The organism is Aeromonas sp. FDAARGOS 1403, from assembly GCF_019047325.1.
Classification (GTDB): domain Bacteria; phylum Pseudomonadota; class Gammaproteobacteria; order Enterobacterales; family Aeromonadaceae; genus Aeromonas; species Aeromonas dhakensis.
Genome location: NZ_CP077249.1, coordinates 3,881,461 through 3,900,177, shown reverse-complemented (window position 1 = coordinate 3,900,177; position 18,717 = coordinate 3,881,461). Strand labels below are relative to the sequence as shown.

15 protein-coding genes and 1 tRNA gene are annotated in these 18,717 nt (G+C 62.3%); 11 read left to right on the top strand and 5 right to left on the bottom strand.

Annotation, left to right across the window (positions count from 1 at the left end; translation table 11 throughout):
• Positions 1-116: 116 nt before the first annotated feature.
• Entirely contained in the window at positions 117-773 is a 657-nt protein-coding gene (locus tag I6L33_RS17975) for a Bax inhibitor-1/YccA family protein (protein ID WP_010633601.1), read from the bottom strand.
• A gap of 184 nt (positions 774-957) precedes the next feature.
• Between I6L33_RS17975 and I6L33_RS17970 the strand changes: the two genes are divergently transcribed.
• A tRNA-Ser gene (locus tag I6L33_RS17970) sits at positions 958-1,045 on the top strand.
• A 69-nt stretch (positions 1,046-1,114) separates the two neighbouring features.
• Here I6L33_RS17970 and I6L33_RS17965 read toward each other — a convergent pair.
• Together I6L33_RS17965 and I6L33_RS17960 are read right to left on the bottom strand one after the other, a co-directional pair.
• Positions 1,115-2,329 (bottom strand): MFS transporter, encoded by a 1,215-nt coding sequence (locus tag I6L33_RS17965; RefSeq protein ID WP_216973048.1) that lies wholly within the window; start codon positions 2,327-2,329, stop codon positions 1,115-1,117.
• A gap of 121 nt (positions 2,330-2,450) precedes the next feature.
• Positions 2,451-3,230: a hypothetical protein gene (locus I6L33_RS17960; protein WP_216973047.1), complete on the bottom strand. Its 780-nt coding sequence runs from the start codon at positions 3,228-3,230 to the stop codon at positions 2,451-2,453.
• A gap of 398 nt (positions 3,231-3,628) precedes the next feature.
• On the opposite strand from I6L33_RS17960, the gene I6L33_RS17955 reads away from it, so the two are divergent.
• The 4 genes from I6L33_RS17955 to I6L33_RS17940 all read left to right on the top strand — a co-directional run bounded on the left by I6L33_RS17955 (position 3,629) and on the right by I6L33_RS17940 (position 10,665).
• The gene (locus I6L33_RS17955) at positions 3,629-5,254 is read left to right on the top strand and encodes an MCR-3-related phosphoethanolamine--lipid A transferase (protein ID WP_216973046.1); all 1,626 of its coding nucleotides are present in this window, start codon (positions 3,629-3,631) and stop codon (positions 5,252-5,254) included.
• A gap of 455 nt (positions 5,255-5,709) precedes the next feature.
• A complete protein-coding gene (mprF, locus tag I6L33_RS17950) occupies positions 5,710-8,259 on the top strand; it encodes a bifunctional lysylphosphatidylglycerol flippase/synthetase MprF (RefSeq protein ID WP_211029994.1) in 2,550 nt (849 codons plus the stop codon).
• 9 nt (positions 8,260-8,268) lie between these two features.
• Complete coding sequence (locus I6L33_RS17945; protein ID WP_216973045.1) at positions 8,269-8,955, top strand: virulence factor; 687 nt, start codon at positions 8,269-8,271, stop codon at positions 8,953-8,955.
• Positions 8,956-9,111: 156 nt separating this feature from the next.
• Positions 9,112-10,665 carry a PAS domain-containing methyl-accepting chemotaxis protein gene (locus I6L33_RS17940; protein WP_216973044.1) on the top strand — a complete coding sequence of 518 codons (1,554 nt, stop codon included), beginning with the start codon at positions 9,112-9,114 and terminating at the stop codon, positions 10,663-10,665.
• Positions 10,666-10,731: 66 nt separating this feature from the next.
• On the opposite strand, the gene I6L33_RS17935 is transcribed toward I6L33_RS17940, so the two are convergent.
• Entirely contained in the window at positions 10,732-12,315 is a 1,584-nt protein-coding gene (locus I6L33_RS17935) for a GGDEF domain-containing protein (RefSeq protein WP_216973043.1), read from the bottom strand.
• 86 nt (positions 12,316-12,401) lie between these two features.
• Between I6L33_RS17935 and I6L33_RS17930 the strand changes: the two genes are divergently transcribed.
• From I6L33_RS17930 to maiA, 6 genes are all read left to right on the top strand, one after another.
• The gene (locus I6L33_RS17930) at positions 12,402-13,061 is read left to right on the top strand and encodes a TIGR01621 family pseudouridine synthase (RefSeq protein WP_216973042.1); all 660 of its coding nucleotides are present in this window, start codon (positions 12,402-12,404) and stop codon (positions 13,059-13,061) included.
• On the top strand, positions 13,058-13,726 hold the full coding sequence (locus I6L33_RS17925; RefSeq protein WP_216973041.1) for an HAD family hydrolase: 669 nt from the start codon (positions 13,058-13,060) through the stop codon (positions 13,724-13,726). Before I6L33_RS17930 ends, I6L33_RS17925 begins: the two co-directional genes overlap by 4 nt.
• A gap of 237 nt (positions 13,727-13,963) precedes the next feature.
• Positions 13,964-15,061: a 4-hydroxyphenylpyruvate dioxygenase gene (gene hppD, locus I6L33_RS17920; RefSeq protein WP_005302356.1), complete on the top strand. Its 1,098-nt coding sequence runs from the start codon at positions 13,964-13,966 to the stop codon at positions 15,059-15,061.
• 47 nt (positions 15,062-15,108) lie between these two features.
• Positions 15,109-16,269 carry a homogentisate 1,2-dioxygenase gene (locus tag I6L33_RS17915; protein ID WP_216973040.1) on the top strand — a complete coding sequence of 387 codons (1,161 nt, stop codon included), beginning with the start codon at positions 15,109-15,111 and terminating at the stop codon, positions 16,267-16,269.
• 11 nt (positions 16,270-16,280) lie between these two features.
• Entirely contained in the window at positions 16,281-17,279 is a 999-nt protein-coding gene (locus tag I6L33_RS17910) for a fumarylacetoacetate hydrolase family protein (RefSeq protein ID WP_216973039.1), read from the top strand.
• A 73-nt stretch (positions 17,280-17,352) separates the two neighbouring features.
• Complete coding sequence (gene maiA, locus I6L33_RS17905) at positions 17,353-17,991, top strand: maleylacetoacetate isomerase (RefSeq protein WP_041203201.1); 639 nt, start codon at positions 17,353-17,355, stop codon at positions 17,989-17,991.
• Positions 17,992-18,072: 81 nt separating this feature from the next.
• Here the strand turns inward: maiA and I6L33_RS17900 are convergent, their stop codons facing one another.
• Entirely contained in the window at positions 18,073-18,573 is a 501-nt protein-coding gene (locus I6L33_RS17900) for a thioredoxin family protein (RefSeq protein WP_017782993.1), read from the bottom strand.
• Positions 18,574-18,717 lie beyond the last annotated feature (144 nt).

Genomic DNA, 18,717 nt, shown 5'->3' with positions numbered 1-18,717 from the left:
CAACAACGAAACGGCCCTGATTTGGATCAGGGCCACTTCGCTTCATATCCTTGATTTGCAACTTATCCTGACAGAAACAGGCACCAATAAAAACCCCGCCGAAGCGGGGTGTTTGATTAGTTGCGGTTGCCGCCAAGCAGGCTCAGCAGGCTCAGGAAGATGTTGTAGATGGAGACGTACAGGGTGACGGTGGCGGAGATGTAGTTGGTCTCGCCGCCGCGCACGATCTGCTGGGTAGTCAGCAGGATGGCGCCGGAGGAGAACAGCATGAACATGGCGGAGAGGGCCAGGCTCAGGGCGCTCATCTGCAGGAAGATGTTGGCGATCATGGCCACCAGCAGCACCCAGAAACCGACGAACAGCATGCCGCCGATGAAAGAAAGATCACGCTTGGTGGTCAGGGCATAGGCCGACAGACCGAAGAAGGTGAGCGCGGTGCCGCCGAGCGCGGTCATCACGATCTCGCCGCCGCCGTTGTTCATGTACATGTTGATGATGGGGCCCAGGCTATAGCCCAGCAGACCGGTCAGGGCGAAGGTGAACACCAGCCCCATGCCGTTGTCACGATTCTTCTCGGTCAGGAACATCAGACCGTAGACACCGATGAGGAAGATGGCCCAGTGCAGGGGCGGCATGTTCATCACGGTGGCTACCCCGGCCACCACGGCAGAGAAGCCAAGAGTGAGGGAGAGCAGCATATAGGTGTTGCGCAGTACCTTGTTGGTATCGCGCGCGGCACTCTGGGTGCCGGTATAGATAGAACGGGTATCCATCTTGGGTGTCCTCTTGATTTCCGGGGTGAGGCGGCAACGCCGCCTCGTTAACGCATTGTATGCACTGAATGTCGGGATGACGAGCGCTGATTTCAAGCCCCACCCCAGCCTGTTGCCCCCTACTATCCCAAATCAAATATGTATTGCATATGAACAAGGGGCTGACGTAGTATGCACGCCGTTCGGAGGGGTGGCAGAGCGGCTGAATGCACCGGTCTTGAAAACCGGCGATGGGCGACCATCCGTGGGTTCAAATCCCACCTCCTCCGCCATCTTCAGAAAAGCCCCGGCAACCTGGTTGCCGGGGCTTTTTGCTGTCTGCAGCAAGCGGGATGTGCTGCTCATGGCTGGCTGCCGGGGGAGGGCTGCGGGTATCTGCCGAGCACCAGCAGGGTGAGCAGGCTGCAGGCGGCGCCGGCGTAGAAGGTGCAAGCGGCGCCAAGAGTGTCCCACAGCAGCCCGGCCAGCAGGCTGGCCAGCAACATGGCGAGGCCGCAGACCAGATTGAAGAAGCCGAACGCACTGCCGCGCAGTTTCGCGGGGGCGCTGGCGGCCACCATGGCGGCCAGCAGACCCTGGGTCATCCCCAGATGAATGCCCCACAACATCACCCCCAACAGCAATGACCCCCAGTGGGGGCTGGCCGCCAGCACCAGATCGGCGGCCACCAACACCAGCAACCCCCAGACCAGCAGGGTGCGGTGACTCATCTGATCCGAGAGGCGGCCGAACGGATAGGCGCTGAGGGCATAGACCAGGTTCATCGCCACCATGACCAGCGGCACTAGCGCCAGCGCCATGCCGCTTTGCTGGGCGCGTAGCACCAGAAAGGCTTCGCTGAAACGGGCCAGGGTAAACAGGGCGCCGATGAGTACCACCCAGCGATAGGGTTTACCCAGCCGTTGCAGGTTGTCGCGTCGCAGAGGGTTGCGGCGCTCGCGCCCATCGCTCTCTTTGGGTTCACGCAGGCCGATGGCGAGCAGGGTGACCGAGGCCAGCCCAGGCACCACCGCCAGCCAGAAGATGGCACGAAAATCATCGTGCCAGAGCAGCATCAGCCCCACCGCCAGCAGCGGCCCCAGCAGGGCGCCGACCGTGTCGAGGGATTGGCGCAGGCCGAAGGCAGCGCCGCGCAGTTCAGGGGGGGTGAGGTCGGCCACCAGTGCATCGCGGGGGGCGCCACGGATGCCCTTGCCAACTCTGTCCAGCAAGCGGGCGGTCAGGATCAGCCCGCTGCCGGTGGCGATGGCAAACAGCGGCTTGGTCAGCGCCCCCAGCCCGTAGCCCAGTAGGGCCAACCCCTTGCGACGTCCCAGATAGTCACTCAGGGTGCCGGAGAAGACCTTGACCATCAGGGCCGTCGCCTCCGCCATCCCTTCGATGAGGCCGATGGTGAGGGCACTGCTGCCAAGCACGGTCACCATGAAGAGAGGCAGCAGGCTGTGGATCATTTCAGAAGAGATGTCCATCAGCAGGCTGACAAACCCCAGCACCCAGACGCCACCCGGGATCCGGCCGGCGGGTTGGGGAGCGGGGGGGCGGCTTATTGTGGTCATGGGGTTCTCCTGTCTTGCATCGATTCACCCAGAGCATAGCCAGCCCGGCCGCCACAAGGCTGCCGGGCTGGCTGGTCATGTCTGCCAGCGTGACCGCAGACGGTTGCCTGCGGTCACGGCATCATTGCTCGATGTCGAGTTCGGCCCGAACCGGTTGCCGGTTGCGCAGGGTCGAGATGAGCACCAGGGTGGCGATGGCGGCCAGCAGGGCAAAAGAGGCGGAGTAACGGCTCAGTTCAAGCCCGCCCTTGCTGAGCGGCTTGTCCAGAAAATCCCCCACCACGGCGCCAAGGGGCCTGGTCAGGATGAAGGCGGCCCAGAACAGCAGGGTGCGCGATCCCCGGGTCAGGTAGTAGGCGGCAACGATGGCGGCCAGCATGCCGCCAAACAGCAGGGTGCTGCCCGCATAGCCAAAGCCGGCCTCGTCAGCGATCCAGTCGCCCAGTGCGGTGCCCAGGGTCTGGGAGAACATGATGGTCACCCAGTAGAACAGCTCGGTGCGTGGCGTGGTGATGCTGCCGGTGGAGATGCTGCCCTGCAGCTGATACCAGAGCAGGAAGGAGCCCATCAGCAAGGCCAGCAGCAGGGTGGAGCCGCCGGCATAGCCCAGCCCGAGCGAGCGATCGACAAAGTCTGCCAGGGTGGTGCCGACCGTGGTGGTGGCGATGATGGTGGTCCAGTAAAGGAGGGGGTTGTAGGAGGTTGCCGCGATCTGCGCGCTGACCGAGACGAAGAAGATCACGGCAAAGATGCCTGTGCTTACCAGATAACCGAGCTCCATCGACATGGAAACGGCGTCTCCCCCTGTCTCCCCCAGGGTGGTCGCCAGGATCTTGATGGCCCAGAACGCCAGTGTGATCTCTGGCACCTTGCTGATCGCTGCCTTGCTGTTGTCGTGCATGTTAACCCTCTCTCGTATCTGTCGTATGACGAGGACTCGTCAGGAGACAGCGTCGCCGAGCACTCTTAAGCAAAACTTAAGCGCGGGAGAGGGACCTGAAAAATGGTGGTAACGACGTGCCGATGGGAGGGCGTTGTCATTCAATATGACAGCGAGCCGGTTTTTTGAGCAATCACATAACACGGATTGCTTAATTCTTCCTTAAGTTTTGCCGGTTAGGCTGTCGGTTTGCTGTGATTGTTGATATTTATCACATTATTGAAAATATCTGAAAATATCTGAAAATATCGCATTTGGTGTTTTCAACACACTGTTAATATCCGGCGCCAAATATCGGCGTGTCGACTCCGGAGCAGGTATTTCAAGGTGTAATAAAGAAGTGTAACAGGGAGATATACATGCCTTCTTTTCTTAGAATAAGAATTGTTCCATTTGTGTTTTTGCTGGCATTCATCTTTGCCTTCTTGCTGAACTGGCCAGTATTGCTGCATTTTTATGAAATATTGACGCAGCTTGAACATTTTAAAATCGGGTTTGCCATCTCTATTCCCATCGTGCTGGTTGCGGCATTGAACTTTGTCTTCATGCCATTCTCTGTACGTTATTTCATCAAGCCTTTCTTTGCCTTTCTGTTTATCACGGGTGCCATTGCCAGCTACACCATGATGAAATACAAGGTGCTGTTTGATGGCGACATGATCCAGAACATCTTTGAGACCAACCAGAGCGAGGCGCACTCCTATCTGAGCGTGCCCATTGTGATCTGGGTATTGCTGGCCGGGGTATTGCCAGCGGTGCTGCTGTTCTTCGTCAAGATAGAGTATCCGGCCAGATGGTATCAGGGGCTGCTGCAGCGCGGGCTCTCCATGCTGGCCTCCCTCGTGGTACTGGGGCTCATCGCCGCAGCCTACTACCAGGACTACGCCTCGGTCGGGCGCAACAACCAGACCCTGAACCGGGAGATAGTGCCGGCCAACTACATGTACAGCACCGCCAGGTATCTGCAGAAACGCTATCTGACAGAGCCGGTGCCGTTCCAGCGCCTGGGCGACGACGCCAGGCGGGTGGCCGGTGCGGACAAGCCGACCATGATGTTCCTGGTGGTGGGGGAGACGGCGCGCGGCAAGAACTTCTCCATGAACGGCTATCACAAGGAGACCAACCCCTTCACCAGCAAGCAGGCGGGGATCATCTCCTTCAACGACGTGCGCTCCTGCGGCACGGCGACCGCGGTCTCGGTGCCCTGCATGTTCTCCAACATGGGGCGCAACCAGTTCGACGGCAACCAGGCCCGCAACAGCGAAGGGCTGCTGGATGTGCTGCAAAAGAGCGGCGTCTCCATCTTCTGGAAGGAGAACGACGGCGGCTGCAAAGGGGTGTGCGATCGGGTGCCCAACATGGTGGTCAACCCCAAGGATCACCCCAAGTTCTGCGACAAGAACACCTGTTATGACGGGGTGGTGCTGGAGGGGCTGGACGACGAACTGGCGGGCATGAAGGGGGACAAGCTGGTGGGCTTCCACCTCATCGGCAGCCATGGCCCGACCTATTACAAGCGTTATCCGGGCTCGCACCGCCACTTCCTGCCGGATTGCCAGCGCAGCGACATCGAGAACTGCACCGATCAGGAGCTGGAGAATACCTACGACAACACCATTCGCTATACCGACTATGTGATTGCCAGCATGATCGAGCGCTTGAAAAAGTACGAGGACAAATACAATACGGCGCTGGTCTATATTTCCGACCACGGTGAGTCACTGGGGGCATTGGGACTTTATCTGCACGGCACCCCTTATAAATTTGCGCCGGATGATCAGACCCGGGTCCCCATGCAGGTGTGGATGTCATCGGGTTTTGCCAAAGAGAAGGGGATGAACCTAGACTGTTTGCAGCAGAAGGCGGCCAATACCCGTTATTCTCATGACAACCTATTCTCCTCCATGTTGGGGATCTGGGATGTGAATACGGCCGTATATGAACAGCCGCTGGATATCTTCAGCCAGTGTCGCAGCGTGCAATAACACCATAGTGAGATAAAGGGGAGCCAGGCTCCCCTTTTTTATTTTAGCGCGCCACTATGATTATCCTTTGAGCGACTTGTCGCACCGACCAGATGGGGCGGGCGGATCCCTTTATCTGGTGTATGATGTTTCTGTTTATTAATTGTTCAGAGCGATGGCGGGATGCGGGCCTGTGTCGCCGGGGAATTAATCCGGCCAGGGCTGAGTAATTTATTTTCGCGGCGAGACTCGTCTTTTGCAAAAGAGTCGATATAAAGTGGGATGCCATGCTGGGGCGCGCTGGTTTGCCGGAGGAACAGGCCGTCACGCTCACCTTCCGGGCTCGTCCGTCATGGCGCATCACACAGCAATCAAAGAGCAAGGGGCGAGTACGTGCCAGGGGCACTGCCCGCCATCGGTGCAATGTTCAGCAACATGACGCAGGCAGCCATGAGCCGCGTCGGTAGGGATTGGCAATGCGGCGTCATCTGTTTATCTGGTTAGGCCCGTTATGTAGCTTGTTGTTGTTGGGGGCGGCGCTGGTCGTCCTCTATCGTTTGACCCACCTCTGGCACTGGCACGACATCCGGCTGGCCATCTGGTCTTTGCCGCTGCCGCTGTTGGGGGGGGCCCTGCTGCTGACCCTGCTCAGCTATGGCTGTCTCTGCTGCTACGACATGCTGGCGGTGCATGCCCTCGGCAAGCGGCTGCCCTGGCAGCAGGTGGGGGTCACCTCGTTTATCGCCTACACCTTCTCCAATACCCTGGGTTTCGCCCTGCTGACCGGCTCGTCGGTGCGCTATCGCATCTACTCGGCCCTCGGGCTCAACACCGGGGAGGTGGCCAGGATCATTCTCTTCTGCTCGGTGACCTTCTTCCTCGGCCTGCTGGCCTGGGGGGGCTCGGCCCTGCTGGTGGGGCAGGCCACCACCCTGTTGCCGGACTGGCCGCTGTGGGCCGATCAACTGCTCAACCTGGCGGGGGGGCTGGCGCTTTTGGCGGTGCTTGGTTACCTGTTCTGGCCCAAGCCCGTGCTGGTCTGGCGCGGCCACGAGCTGGTGCTGCCGGTATTCAGAACCCGGTTGCTGCAACTGCTGGTGGCGCTGCTGGACTGGATGGCCGCCGCCGCCGTGCTCTATGTGCTGCTGCCGGCGGACAGCGTCTCCTATCCGGTGCTGCTCAGTGCCTTCGTGCTGGCCAGCTTCCTCGGGGTGCTGGCCCATGTGCCCGGCGGGATCGGGGTGTTCGAGGCGAGCATGAGCCTGCTGCTGGCCAAATACCTGCCGGTGGACAAGCTGTTGGCCTCCCTGCTGCTCTATCGCTGCATCTACTATGTGCTGCCTTTCCTGTGCGCCCTGCTGCTGTTCACCAGCCAGGAGCTGTTGCAGCAGAAGGCGCGCTGGAGCCGGTTGCAGGGCATCATGAGCGCGGTGCGCGAGTTCCTGCCGGCCCTCATCAGCCTGGGGGCGTTCGCGGCGGGCAGTCTGCTGCTCTGCTCGGGGATGATCCCCACCATGCGCGGGCGCATCGAGATGTTCCTGCAGGTATTGCCGCTGCACCTGCTGGAGCTCTCCCATGTGCTGGGCAGCGTCAGCGGTGTGCTGCTGATCCTGCTGGCTCGCAGCCTCTACCGGCGCCACGATGCGGCGTTTCGCATCACCCAGCTGCTGCTGGGGTTGGGGATGATCTTCTCCCTGCTCAAGGGGTTCGACTGGGAGTCGGCCCTGCTGCTCGGGCTGTTCCTGCTCATCATCACCCCCTGCCGATCACTGTTCTATCGCAAGGGCTCCCTGCTGCACGCCCAGTTCACCCCGGGCTGGCTCATCTCGGTGGGGGCCGTGCTGCTGGGGGCGCTCTGGCTGCTGCTCTTCTCCTACCGTCAGGTGGAATATGACCACGCCCTCTGGTTCCACTTCTCGCCCCATGGCGCTGCCTCCCGCGGGCTGCGGGCCATGGGCAGCGTGGTGGCGGTACTGGCGGTGGTGGGGGTAGCCCAGCTGCTGGCGCCGCTACGGGTCTCCGGGCGCAAGCCGGAGCCGGACGAGCTGGCCCGTGCTCATGCCCTGGTGCTGCGCGAGGGGGGCGGTCACGGTTACCTGGCCCAGCTTGGCGACAAGTCGCTGCTGTTTCACCCCGGCGGCGAGGCGTTTCTGATGTACGGCGTCGAGGGCAATGGCTGGATCGTGATGGGAGATCCCATCGGTCAGTCTGAGCTCATCGAGGAGCTGCTCTGGCAGTTTCGCGAGCTGTGCGACCAGCACGATGCCAGCCCGGTGTTCTACCAGGTGTCGGCCCGCTACCTGCCGCTCTATCTGGAGCTGGGACTGATCCCGTTCAAGCTGGGGGAGGAGGCCATCGTCGATCTGGCAGCCTTCGAGCTGGCCGGCAGCCGGCTGCGCAACCTGCGCCAGAGCCATGCCAAGGGCAAGCGGGAGGGGTTGTCGTTCGAGGTGGTGGCGCCGGAGTGCGTGCCTGCGCTGCTGCCCCGCCTCAAGGAGGTGTCGGACACCTGGCTGCAGAGCAAGCAGGGCAAGGAGAAGGGCTTCTCGGTGGGCAGTTTCGAGCCGGCCTATCTCAGTCTGAGCCCGGCCGCCCTGGTGTGGCACGAGGGTCAGATCGTCGGCTTTGCCAACCTCTGGGTCAGCGACAACAAGGCGAGCCTCTCCATCGACCTGATGCGCTACAGCCTGGACACGGGCACGGCCCCCATCATGGATTTCCTGTTCGTCGAGCTGCTGCTGTGGGGCAAGGGCGAGGGCTACGCCAGCTTCAACCTCGGCATGGCGCCCATGTCCGGCTTCAACGATCACCCCCTGAGCGGTTACTGGACCAAGCTTGGCAACACCATCTTCACCCGGGGCAGCCGTTTCTACAATTTTCAGGGGCTCAGGCGCTACAAGGAGAAGTTCTCGCCGGACTGGGAGCCGCGCTACCTGCTCTGCGCCAGCAAGCTGGTGTTGCCGCGGGTGCTGACCAACCTGATCTCCCTGATCAGCCGAGGCCCGTTCGGGCTCATCAAAAAGTAGGAGTCGTTCATGAGGATCCTGTTATTGCTGCTGGCGTGCTGCGCCTTCTCGCTTTCGGCCGCGCCGGTGAAAGAAGATCTCGGGCTGGTGGAGCTGCCGGTGGCGCAAGCCTCGAGTGCCCCCATGGTGGTGTTTCTGAGCGGTGACGGCGGCTGGGCCGCGCTGGACAAGGGGCTCAGCGCCCAGTTGCAGCAGCACGGCATGCCGGTGGTGGGCTGGAGCTCGCTCACCTACTACTGGAAGAAGAAGGATCCAGAGCAGGTCACCGCCGATCTGGTGCGGATCCTGGACGATTACCAGTCCCGCTGGGGGCGCCAGCGCTGGCTGCTGGTGGGCTTCTCCTTCGGGGCGGAGATCGTGCCCTTCGTCATCAACCGGCTGCCCGAACCCTACCGCAAGAGCCTGATCGGGGCCGTGATGCTCTCCCCCTCGACCGCCTCCGACTTCGAGATCCACGTCAGCGACATGGTGACCCGCGACAAGGCGGGCAGTTATCCCACCCAGCCCGAGGTCAACGCCATTCACACCCTGCCGATGCTCTGCCTGCAGGGGGCGGCAGACGACTCGCCGGTACGGCTCTGCCCCCACTTGCAGCAGCCCAACGTGACCACGGTGACCCTGCCGGGATCCCACCATTTCGAGGATGACTACCCTGTGCTGTACCAGGCCATCGCCAGCCATCTCAGCCTGCAGTAAGTGTGAACGCGGGTAGAAAAACTTGATGTAAATCAAAGTTCATGCCCTATCAGGCCGGATTGCGCGCAGCCGGCCTGTTTCTTTTTGATTTCGCCTTTACAGCTGTGGATTGCTTCCCAACACTCTACTGAGTAATAAAACAGTAGAGGGGGCTGCATGCGCGAACAAAGAGCTCATCTAGTTGATCAGGAAGTGGATTTCACCGCCGATGAACAGCTGGTGTCCACCACGGATCTGCGGGGCGTGATCACCTACGCCAATGACAACTTCTGCCGGGTCGCCGGTTACAGCCGAGCCGAGCTGGTGGGGCAGCACCACAACATGGTGCGCCATCCCGACATGCCCAAGGCGGCATTTGCCGACCTGTGGGGCAAGCTCAAGCAGGGCCAGCCATGGCGCGGCATGGTGAAAAATCGCTGCCAGGATGGTCGCTACTACTGGGTGGATGCCTATGTCACCCCCATCTTCGAGCAGGGCAAGATCAGCGGCTACCAGTCGGTGCGCTGCCGCGCCGATCCTCAAATGAAGCAGATCGCTGCCCGCACCTATGCGCGGCTGCGGGCGGCTGAGCAGGGGGGCGGCAGGCCCAGAATTTCGCTGGCGCGGCTGCGTCACGGGGTGGCTGTGGTCGGGCTGCTGGCACTGGCCTGGCTCGGCACAGTAGAACTGGGTGGCTGGGCCGCTCTTTACATGGCGTTGCCGCTGATCTTGCTGGGGCTGCTCTATCGCCACGAGCTCATCACCACCCCCCGTTACTTGCAGCAACTGGCCGGCGAGTATGACAGCCTGACCCGCCTCATCTACTCGGGGCAGGAGCCAAGCGCCATCGCCGACTTTCACATCAAGCTGCTGCAGGCCCGTATCCGCACCGTGCTTGGCCGGGTGGACGACGCCACGCACTCGTTGCAGGATCTGGCGGTGCATCTGAAGAGCGCCTCCAGCGAGGCTAGCTCGGACATTGCCGAGCAGGATGCCCAGACCCAGCAGATGGCGACCGCCATCACCGAGATGGCGAGCACGGCGCAGGAGATCGCCCGCAACATCCAGGATACCAACAGCCAGATCGCCGAGGCCAAGGCTCACTGCCAGCACACGGATCAGCAGTTGATCGAGACCGAGCACAAGATCACCGATCTGGCGAAGGAGGCGGAGCACGCCTTTGCCTCGGCGGTGGCGCTGGCCAGCGAGTCGGATCGCATCGGGGTGCTGATGGGGGAGATCCAGGGCATCGCCGATCAGACCAACCTGCTGGCGCTCAACGCCGCCATCGAGGCGGCGCGGGCTGGCGAGCAGGGGCGCGGCTTTGCGGTGGTGGCTGACGAGGTGCGCACCCTGTCTACCCGCACCCACAAGGCCACCGAACAGATCCAGGGCAGCATCGGCCAGATCCAGCGTACCTTGAACGGCTGGAAGGGGATGATGCAGAACAACCTGCAACAGACCCAGGCCTGCGTGGAGATGACCCGGATGGGGTCGGACAGCCTGCATCAGGTGCTGGCGGAGATCGAGCTGGTGATGGACTTCTCGGCCCAGATCTCGGCGGCGGCGGAGCAGCAGCAGGCGGTGGTGGAGGATATCAGCCAGAACGTCAACCTCATCTCCCAGCACTCCCACGCCAACAGCAACAAGATGCAGGACGTGGACGAGTCGAGCGAGATCCTGCTGACCAAGGCCAGACAGCTCAAATCCCTGGGGCAGACCTTCGGCTAGCCGCCGCTGACATCCATACAACAACAAGGCCACCCACGGGTGGCCTTGTTCTCTCAGGCGTATCGATCAGATCGCAGCCTGGCCCAGCGGGTTCCCCTTGTCGTGGTACATGGCGCGGTCGGCCTGGATCAACCACTGCTCTGGGCGCCAGCCCGGCTGGTACTGGCTGATGCCGACGCTGATGCCGACCGACAGCGGGACTCCCTCCACCTCGAATGGCGGTTGCATGGTGGCCCTGATCTGCTCGGCGATGGCGTCGGCCTGCGCCTGATCATGGCCCGGCAACAGCAACACGAACTCGTCGCCGGCCAGCCTGGCGAAGAAGTGCTGCGGCCCGAGGCTGCGGCTGATCCGCTCCGCCAGCTGGCAGAGGAGGGCGTCGCCGTGGCTGTGGCCGAAGTTGTCGTTGACCTGCTTGAAGTCGTTGAGATCGCAAAACAGTAGGCAGCCTGGCGCCAGCCCCTTGACCTGGGCATCGAGCCGCTCCATCAGGCTCAGCCGGTTGGGCAGGTTGGTGAGGGGGTCGCGGCGGGCCAACTGCCAGATCTCCTCTTCCCGCTGACGGCGCAGGGCAATTTCGCGGTTGAGCCGCTGGTTGCACATCAATAGATAGAGGGCCAGCAGCATGATCAGCACGCTGGCTGCCAGGCTCAGCAGGAACCAGGGGCGCCAGAAGATCCACTGCTCGGAGGGGGCCTGATAGAGAAAGTCGCTCAAGGAGACCGGCTTTGGCACCAACCCGATCTCCACCAGCTGCTGCATGATGTGGGCCATGCGGTCAGGATTCATATACCCGATCTCCACATAGAGCGGCTGGATCATCTCCTTGCTCACCTGCAGCTCGTACTCCATGTGGGCCTGACTGCGGTTGACGCCATACTCTTTGCGCAGCAGGGAGATGGCCTCCTGCGGGTGGGCCAGGGCATAGCGCCAGCCGGCCAGGCTGGCGGCCCGAAAGCGGGCCACCCGATCCGGATGGGCGTGCTCCTGGGCCTGGGTGGTGAACAGGATGTCGCTGTAGAAATCGATGCCGTAGTTGCGCGGATTGATGACGGAGACGGGGATGCCGCGCTCCTCCAGATAGAAGGGCTCGTTGCTGAGGTAGGCATTGAAGATGTCGACCCGGCCCTCGATGAGATCCTCGATGTTGACCGAGGTGGGCAGCGGGATGAGCTGACGCTCGCTCAGCCCCTGATAGAAGAGGGTGGCCAGCAGTTCGGCGTCTTGATGGGCCGAAAACATCATGATCCGTTTGCCACGCATGTCATCAACGGTGAGAATGCCGCTGTCACGGCGTGCCAGAAAGATGGACGGCGAGTGTTGATAGACGCTGGCGAGCGCCAGCAGCGGCTTGCCGTTGGCATAGCTGGTCAGCACCTCGGTGTTGCCGACCCCGAAGTCGGCTCGTCCGCTCAGCACCTCTTCTACCGGGCTGATGCCCTTGCCGCCGGGCCGTATCTCGACGTCCAGCCCGGCACTGGCATAGAAGCCTTTGGCCTTGGCCATGTGATAGCCAACGAACTGGGGCTGGTGCAGCCAGCGCAACTGGAGCACCACCCGCTCCGGGGCTTCAAGGGGGGATTCGCTGGCCCGCAGGGGAACAGCATGGCTGATACCGATCAGCAGCAGCCAAAGCAAGCATCTCTTCATCCGTGCGAGTCTTGTTCTGAGTGTTCATGGGGTGCGACCCCGCAGGGTCATCTTCTTGTAATTAAAAACATTCTAAAGGGTTATTGATGTACCGGATACTAGCGCAGCACAAAGATTTCATGGTTATCAACAAGGGACCCGGGCTCGGCATGCACGACGAGACCGACGAGTCCGGTCTGCTCCATCCGGGCCTGGTCAGCCGGGTCAAGGCTGACACGGGTCTGCTGCTCTATCCGGTGCATCGGCTCGACAAGATGACCTCCGGACTGGTGCTGCTGGCGCGCACCACCGAGGCCAACCGGGCCCTCAGCATGGCCTTTGCCGCGCGGGAGGTGAGCAAGCAGTATCTGGCCCTCTCCGATCGCAAGCCGAAGAAGAAACAGGGCTGGGTGAAGGGGGACATGCAAAAGGGGCGGGGGGGCAGCTGGATGCTGACCCGCACACTCGACAACCCCGCCATCAGCTGGTTCGACTCGGTCTCGGTGCGCGAGGGGTTGCGCCTTTATCGCATCAAGCCTCAGACCGGCAAGACCCACCAGATCCGGGTGGCCTTGAAGAGCGTGGGGGCGCCGATCTTCGGGGATGAGCGCTACGGCGGCACGGCGGCCGATCGCGGCTATCTGCATGCCTGGCGCCTCGCCTTCACCCTGGCGGGGGAGGCGTTCGACTTTGTCTGCCCACCCGACGAAGGCACGCTGTTTGTGCTGCCCGAGTTGCACGCCGCCATCGCGGGGTTGGCCGAATGAAGGGGGCTGCCATGCAAGGGGCCTCGGATCTGCCCGCCAGCGGCTGGATCCTGGCAGATTTTGACGACACCCTGGCACCGGATGACAGCCATGCTGGCTTGCTGCGCTTCATCCTGCGCCGCCGCATCTGGCCGCTGCTGCTGTGGCATGTGATGGCGCTGGGGGGGCTGGTCTATCTGCTGCCAAGCCAGCGTCGGCGCGGCATTTCACTGATCTGGTGGGCTATCACCCTCGGGCTCTCGCCGTTGGCGTGGCGCCGGCTGGTGCGGGCCTATTGCCGCACGAGACCTGGGCTGTTTCAGGAGGCGCGCGCCCTGCTGCTGGCCGAAGGGCAGCGCTGCTGGGTGCTCTCCGCCAGCCCCCGCGCCCTGGTGCGGGGTCAGCTCCATCAGCAGTTGCCCGGCCAGCAGCCTCATCGCATTCTGGGGTCGCGCATGCACTATCGCCTCGGCGGCCTGATGCCACGTTTTTACTGTCACGGCCGCCACAAGATCCTGCCCGAGATCCAGGCCCTCGGCGCCACCCTGGCCCTGAGCGACAGCCTGCACGACTTGCCACTGCTGGCAGAGGGGCAGGCGGCCTGGCTCATCAACCCCCCCCCGGCGCGGCTGCAACGAGCGAGGCAGTCACTGCCCCGCATCGAGCCCAGATACTGGTCCCTGTAAGGCAAAACTGACAGCCTTGTGGGTCGCCACCGAGCGCGCCACAAGGCTGCGGCTTAAATGTCACAATCTATTTACATCTTTTGGCGCCGCCCCCCGCCAAACTATCTGAACGCCGCCTCTTTTCTTCCGCTACGCCCCTGCCTCTAATGAAACAAGTTGTTAACAACGCCGGTGGCAGCTGCCTGCAGCGCCCCGGTGTGACCCGTTTCGTTATCAGTCAATCGCAAGGAGCGCATCATGACGACCACTTCTTCTGCCCGTACTCACACCATCAACCCGCTCGGCACCGATGGTTTCGAATTCGTCGAGTACACGGCGCCCGATGCCAAGGGCATTGCCGCCCTCAAGGCGCTGTTCGTCTCGCTGGGCTTTGCCGAGGTGGCCAAGCACAAGCACAAGCAGTGCTGGCTTTACCGTCAGGGGGACATCAACTTCGTGGTCAATGCCGAGCCCCACTCCCAGGCCGAGCAGTTTGCCAGCCTGCATGGGCCGAGCGTCTGCGGCATGGCGTTTCGGGTGAGCGATGCCGGCAAGGCCCAGCAGTACGCCATCGCCAAGGGCGCCAAGCCGTTCGTCGGCAAGATTGGCCCCATGGAGCTCAACATCCCCGCCATCTACGGCATCGGCGAGAGCACCCTCTCCTTTGTCGACCGCTACGGCGACAAGGGCTCCATCTATGACGTGGACTTCGTCTTCTATCCGGACTGGCAGGCGCGCATGGCCGAGGTGGATGCAGGGCTCTACGAGATTGACCACCTGACCCACAACGTGCAGCGCGGCAACATGGATGTCTGGTCCAATTTCTACGAGCGGATCGGCAATTTTCGCGAAATCCGCTACTTCGACATCGAGGGCAAGCTGACCGGGCTCCATTCCCGCGCCATGACCGCCCCTTGCGGCAAAATTCGCATCCCCATCAACGAATCCTCCGACGACAAGTCCCAGATTGAAGAGTACCTGCGCCAGTACAAGGGGGAGGGGATCCAGCACATCGCCATGGCGTCGAGCGACATCTACCACACCATCCGTACCCTGCGCGGCCGTGGTACCGGCTTCATGCCGACCCCGGACACCTACTACGAGAAGGTGGACAGCCGGGTCGAGGGGCACCAGGAGGATCTGGCGGCGCTCAAAGAGCTGCGCATTCTCATCGACGGCTCTCCCACCAAGGACGGCATCCTGCTGCAGATCTTCACCGATACCGTCATCGGCCCGGTGTTCTTCGAGATCATCCAGCGCAAGGGCAACGAAGGCTTTGGTGAGGGCAACTTCCAGGCACTGTTCGAATCCATCGAGCTGGATCAGATCCGCCGCGGGGTGCTCAATGATGCGTAACGAACGCCGCCACGTGCAGGTTGTCGGTCAGGCAAGGGAGGTTGGCAATGCGTAACTGGATTAACTTTCCCCACCGGGAGGGGACACACTCCCGCCAGGCTCATGCCGACCTGCCCGAGCAGGCCATCTATGAGCGTGAACTGGGCCGCTCCGGCTTTTTCGGGCCGGCCACCCACATGCACCACAAGCATGCCCCCACCGACTGGGTCAACTGGGAGGGGCCGCTGCGCCCGCGCCTGTTCGATCTCAACGCCCTCGGCGAGGAGGTGAGCTCCCTCTCCCCCTGGGTGATGCCGGATATTCTGAGCAACCCCCACTGCCGTTACCGCATCTGGCGCCTGCATGAGCCCATGCCGTTTCTGGTGCGCAACGCCGATGGTGACGAGCTCCTGTTCATCCACGAGGGGAGTGGCGAGTTTTACTGCGACTACGGTCACCTGACCCTGCGCGACGGCGACTACCTGGTGATCCCCCGCGGCACCATGTGGCGCATCGAGCCGACGGCGCCCCTGTTCATCCTGATGATCGAGGCGACCAACGACAGCTACCAGCTGCCGGACAAGGGGCTGGTGGGCAATCACGCCATCTTCGACCCGGCGGCGCTTGACGTGCCGGCCATCAACGAGCGCTTCCTGGCCCAGCAGGATGAGAGTCCCTGGTCGCTGCAGGTGAAGCGCCACAACCAGGTGTCGGTCATCACCTGGCCGTTCAATCCGCTGGATGCGCAAGGGTGGCACGGGGACTTGTGCGTGGTGCGCCTCAACTGGCGGGACATCCGCCCGCTGATGAGCCACCGCTACCACCTGCCACCGTCGGCTCACTCCACCTTCGTGGCGAGCCGGTTCGTGGTCTGCACCTTCGTGCCGCGCCCCATCGAGAGCGATCCCGGCGCCCTCAAGGTGCCCTTCTACCACAGCAACGACGACTACGACGAGGTGCTCTTCTATCACGCCGGGGATTTCTTCAGCCGGGACAACATCGAGCGGGGCATGGTCACCTTCCATCCCGCCGGATTTACCCACGGTCCCCATCCCAAGGCGTTTGCGGCGGGTCAGGCCTACGCCAAGAAGTTCACCGACGAGGTGGCGGTGATGCTCGATACCCGCGATGCGCTCAACGTCGGCAGCCTGTGTGACGGGGTAGAGAATCCGCGTTACGTCACCAGCTGGTTGCGCCCGGAACTCACACCAGCCACCAACGGCAAATAAAAGGAATCCCTATGAAACTGGCAACCCTGAACAATGGCAAACGGGACGGCGCCCTGGTGGTGGTGAGTCGCGATCTGAGCCGCGCGGTGCGCGTGCCGCACCTTGCCGCCACCCTGCAGGCGGCCCTCGACGAGTGGACCGAGCTTGCGCCCAAGCTTACCGCCGTCTATCAGCAGCTCAACGATGGCGCCTGCGCCGATGCTTTCCCGTTCGACGAGACGGCCTGTCTCTCCCCGCTGCCGCGCGCCTACCAGTGGGCCGACGGCAGCGCCTACGTCAACCATGTGGAGCTGGTGCGCAAGGCGCGCGGCGCCGAAATGCCAGAAAGCTTCTGGCACGATCCCCTGATGTACCAGGGAGGCTCGGACAGCTTCCTGCCGCCGCGTGGCACCATCCCGATGGGGTCGGAGGAGTGGGGCATCGATTTCGAGTCGGAGATCGCCGTCATCACCGACGACGTGCCGATGGGCACCAGCCCGCAGGCGGCCGCCGGCCACGTCAAGCTGCTGATGCTGGTCAACGACGTGAGCCTGCGCAACCTCATCCCGGGTGAGCTTGCCAAGGGCTTTGGCTTCTTCCAGTCCAAGCCCTCCAGCAGCTTCTCGCCGCTGGCCATCACCCCGGACGAGCTGGGGGATGACTGGCGCGACGGCAAGGTGCATCTGCCCCTCGAGACCCACCTCAACGGCGCCCTGTTCGGGGCCCCCGATGCCGGGGTGGACATGACCTTCAACTTTTATGAGCTGATCGCCCACGCTGCCAAGACCCGGCCGCTCGGGGCGGGCTGCATCATCGGCTCGGGGACCGTCTCCAACTACGACAGAAGTCGTGGCTCATCCTGCCTCGCCGAGCTGCGAATGCTGGAAATTATCGAGTCAGGTCAAGCCACTACACCCTTTCTGCGCTTTGGTGATACAGTGTCCATCGCGATGCAGGATCGCAACGGGATGAGTCTGTTTGGCACCATTTTGCAGCGGGTCACGCCGGCAGACGCCAGTCAGACGAAGTGAAGGGGCCGGCATGGACACGAGGCCGACGGGTGAGCGGCAGGTGTCCATGCACCTGTCAACACAGGGACAAAGTATGTTGCAGTTGTTTGGATATTGGCGTTCATCGGCAAGTTATCGGGTACGGATCGTGATGCAGCTCAAGGGGCTCGACTACGAGCAGCATCCGGTCAATCTGCGGCAGGGCGAGCAGCGCGAGAAGGCCTATCGCCGGCTCAATCCCCAGGGGCTGGTGCCGTTTCTGGTGGATGGTGAGGTGCAGGTGGGTCAGTCGGTGGCCATCATGGAGTACCTCGACGAAACCTACCCCGCTCACCCGCTGATGCCGTCCGCCCCCGAGGAGCGGGCCCGGGTACGCCAGATCGTCAACATGATCGCCTGCGACATCCATCCCCTCAACAACCTGCGGGTGCTCAATTACCTGGGAGAGCACCTCAGGGCGGGTAAGGAGCAGGAAGCGGCCTGGTATCGCCACTGGATTGACGAAACCTTCAGCGCGCTGGAGCAGCTGTTGATGACCACCGCCGGCATCTATTGCGTCGGCAACGAGGTGACCCTGGCGGACTGCATGCTGGTGCCCCAGGTCTACAACGCCCGCCGCTACGACATGTCGCTGGAAGACTATCCCACCATCAACCGCATCGTCGCCAACTGCGAGCAGCTGCAGGCCTTTATCAAGGCCGCCCCCGCCAATCAGCCGGATGCCCAGCCCTGAGGCTGCGCCCTCCTGCCAGGTTCCAATTATCGAGCCCCGCACCGTCAGCCGACCGTGCGGGGCTTTCATATCAGGGGCGCGCTAGCCGCGGGTGGGCTTGGGCTGGAAATAGGCGATGAACTTGCCGAATTTCTCCCCGTCGTAGCTGTCACCCTTCTCCAGCAGCCCGGTGTTGAAGGATTCGAGCAGCTTGCCCTTGTTATCCAGCACGTAGAAGTGGGGCACCCCCAGGTACTCGGGATAATCTTTGAGGAAGGATTCGTTCTTGTTCTGCTTGCTGACGTTCACCTTGACCACCACGAAGGTGCGGTTGAACTGGCCGGCGAGTTTGGGCTCCCGGTCCAGAAAGTGGTTCATCTCCTGGCACCAGCTGCACCACTCACCACCTACCAGCAGCAGGACTTTCTTGCCCTCTGCACTGGCCTTGGCGGTGGCGGCGGCGAGATCGCGGGCCGGGTCCCGCTGCTCGTCATAGCCCTGGCTGTAATCGGGCAGGGTCTGGCTCCAGAGGTGGTCGGCGCTGTACACCTCGCCATGAAACAGGGCGGTGCCAAGCACCAGCGGCAATAGCAGTCGGTTCATCACGTGCTCCTTGTGTTGTTGTGGTTGCTTCCAAGCCGCAACAATGTGACACGAGCGAGCCCGGCCGCCAAGGGCGAGATGGGCCCTTGTTATGCAAAAAGCGGGAATGGGTCGACGGGAAAAAACAAAGCCCCTCGCAGGAGG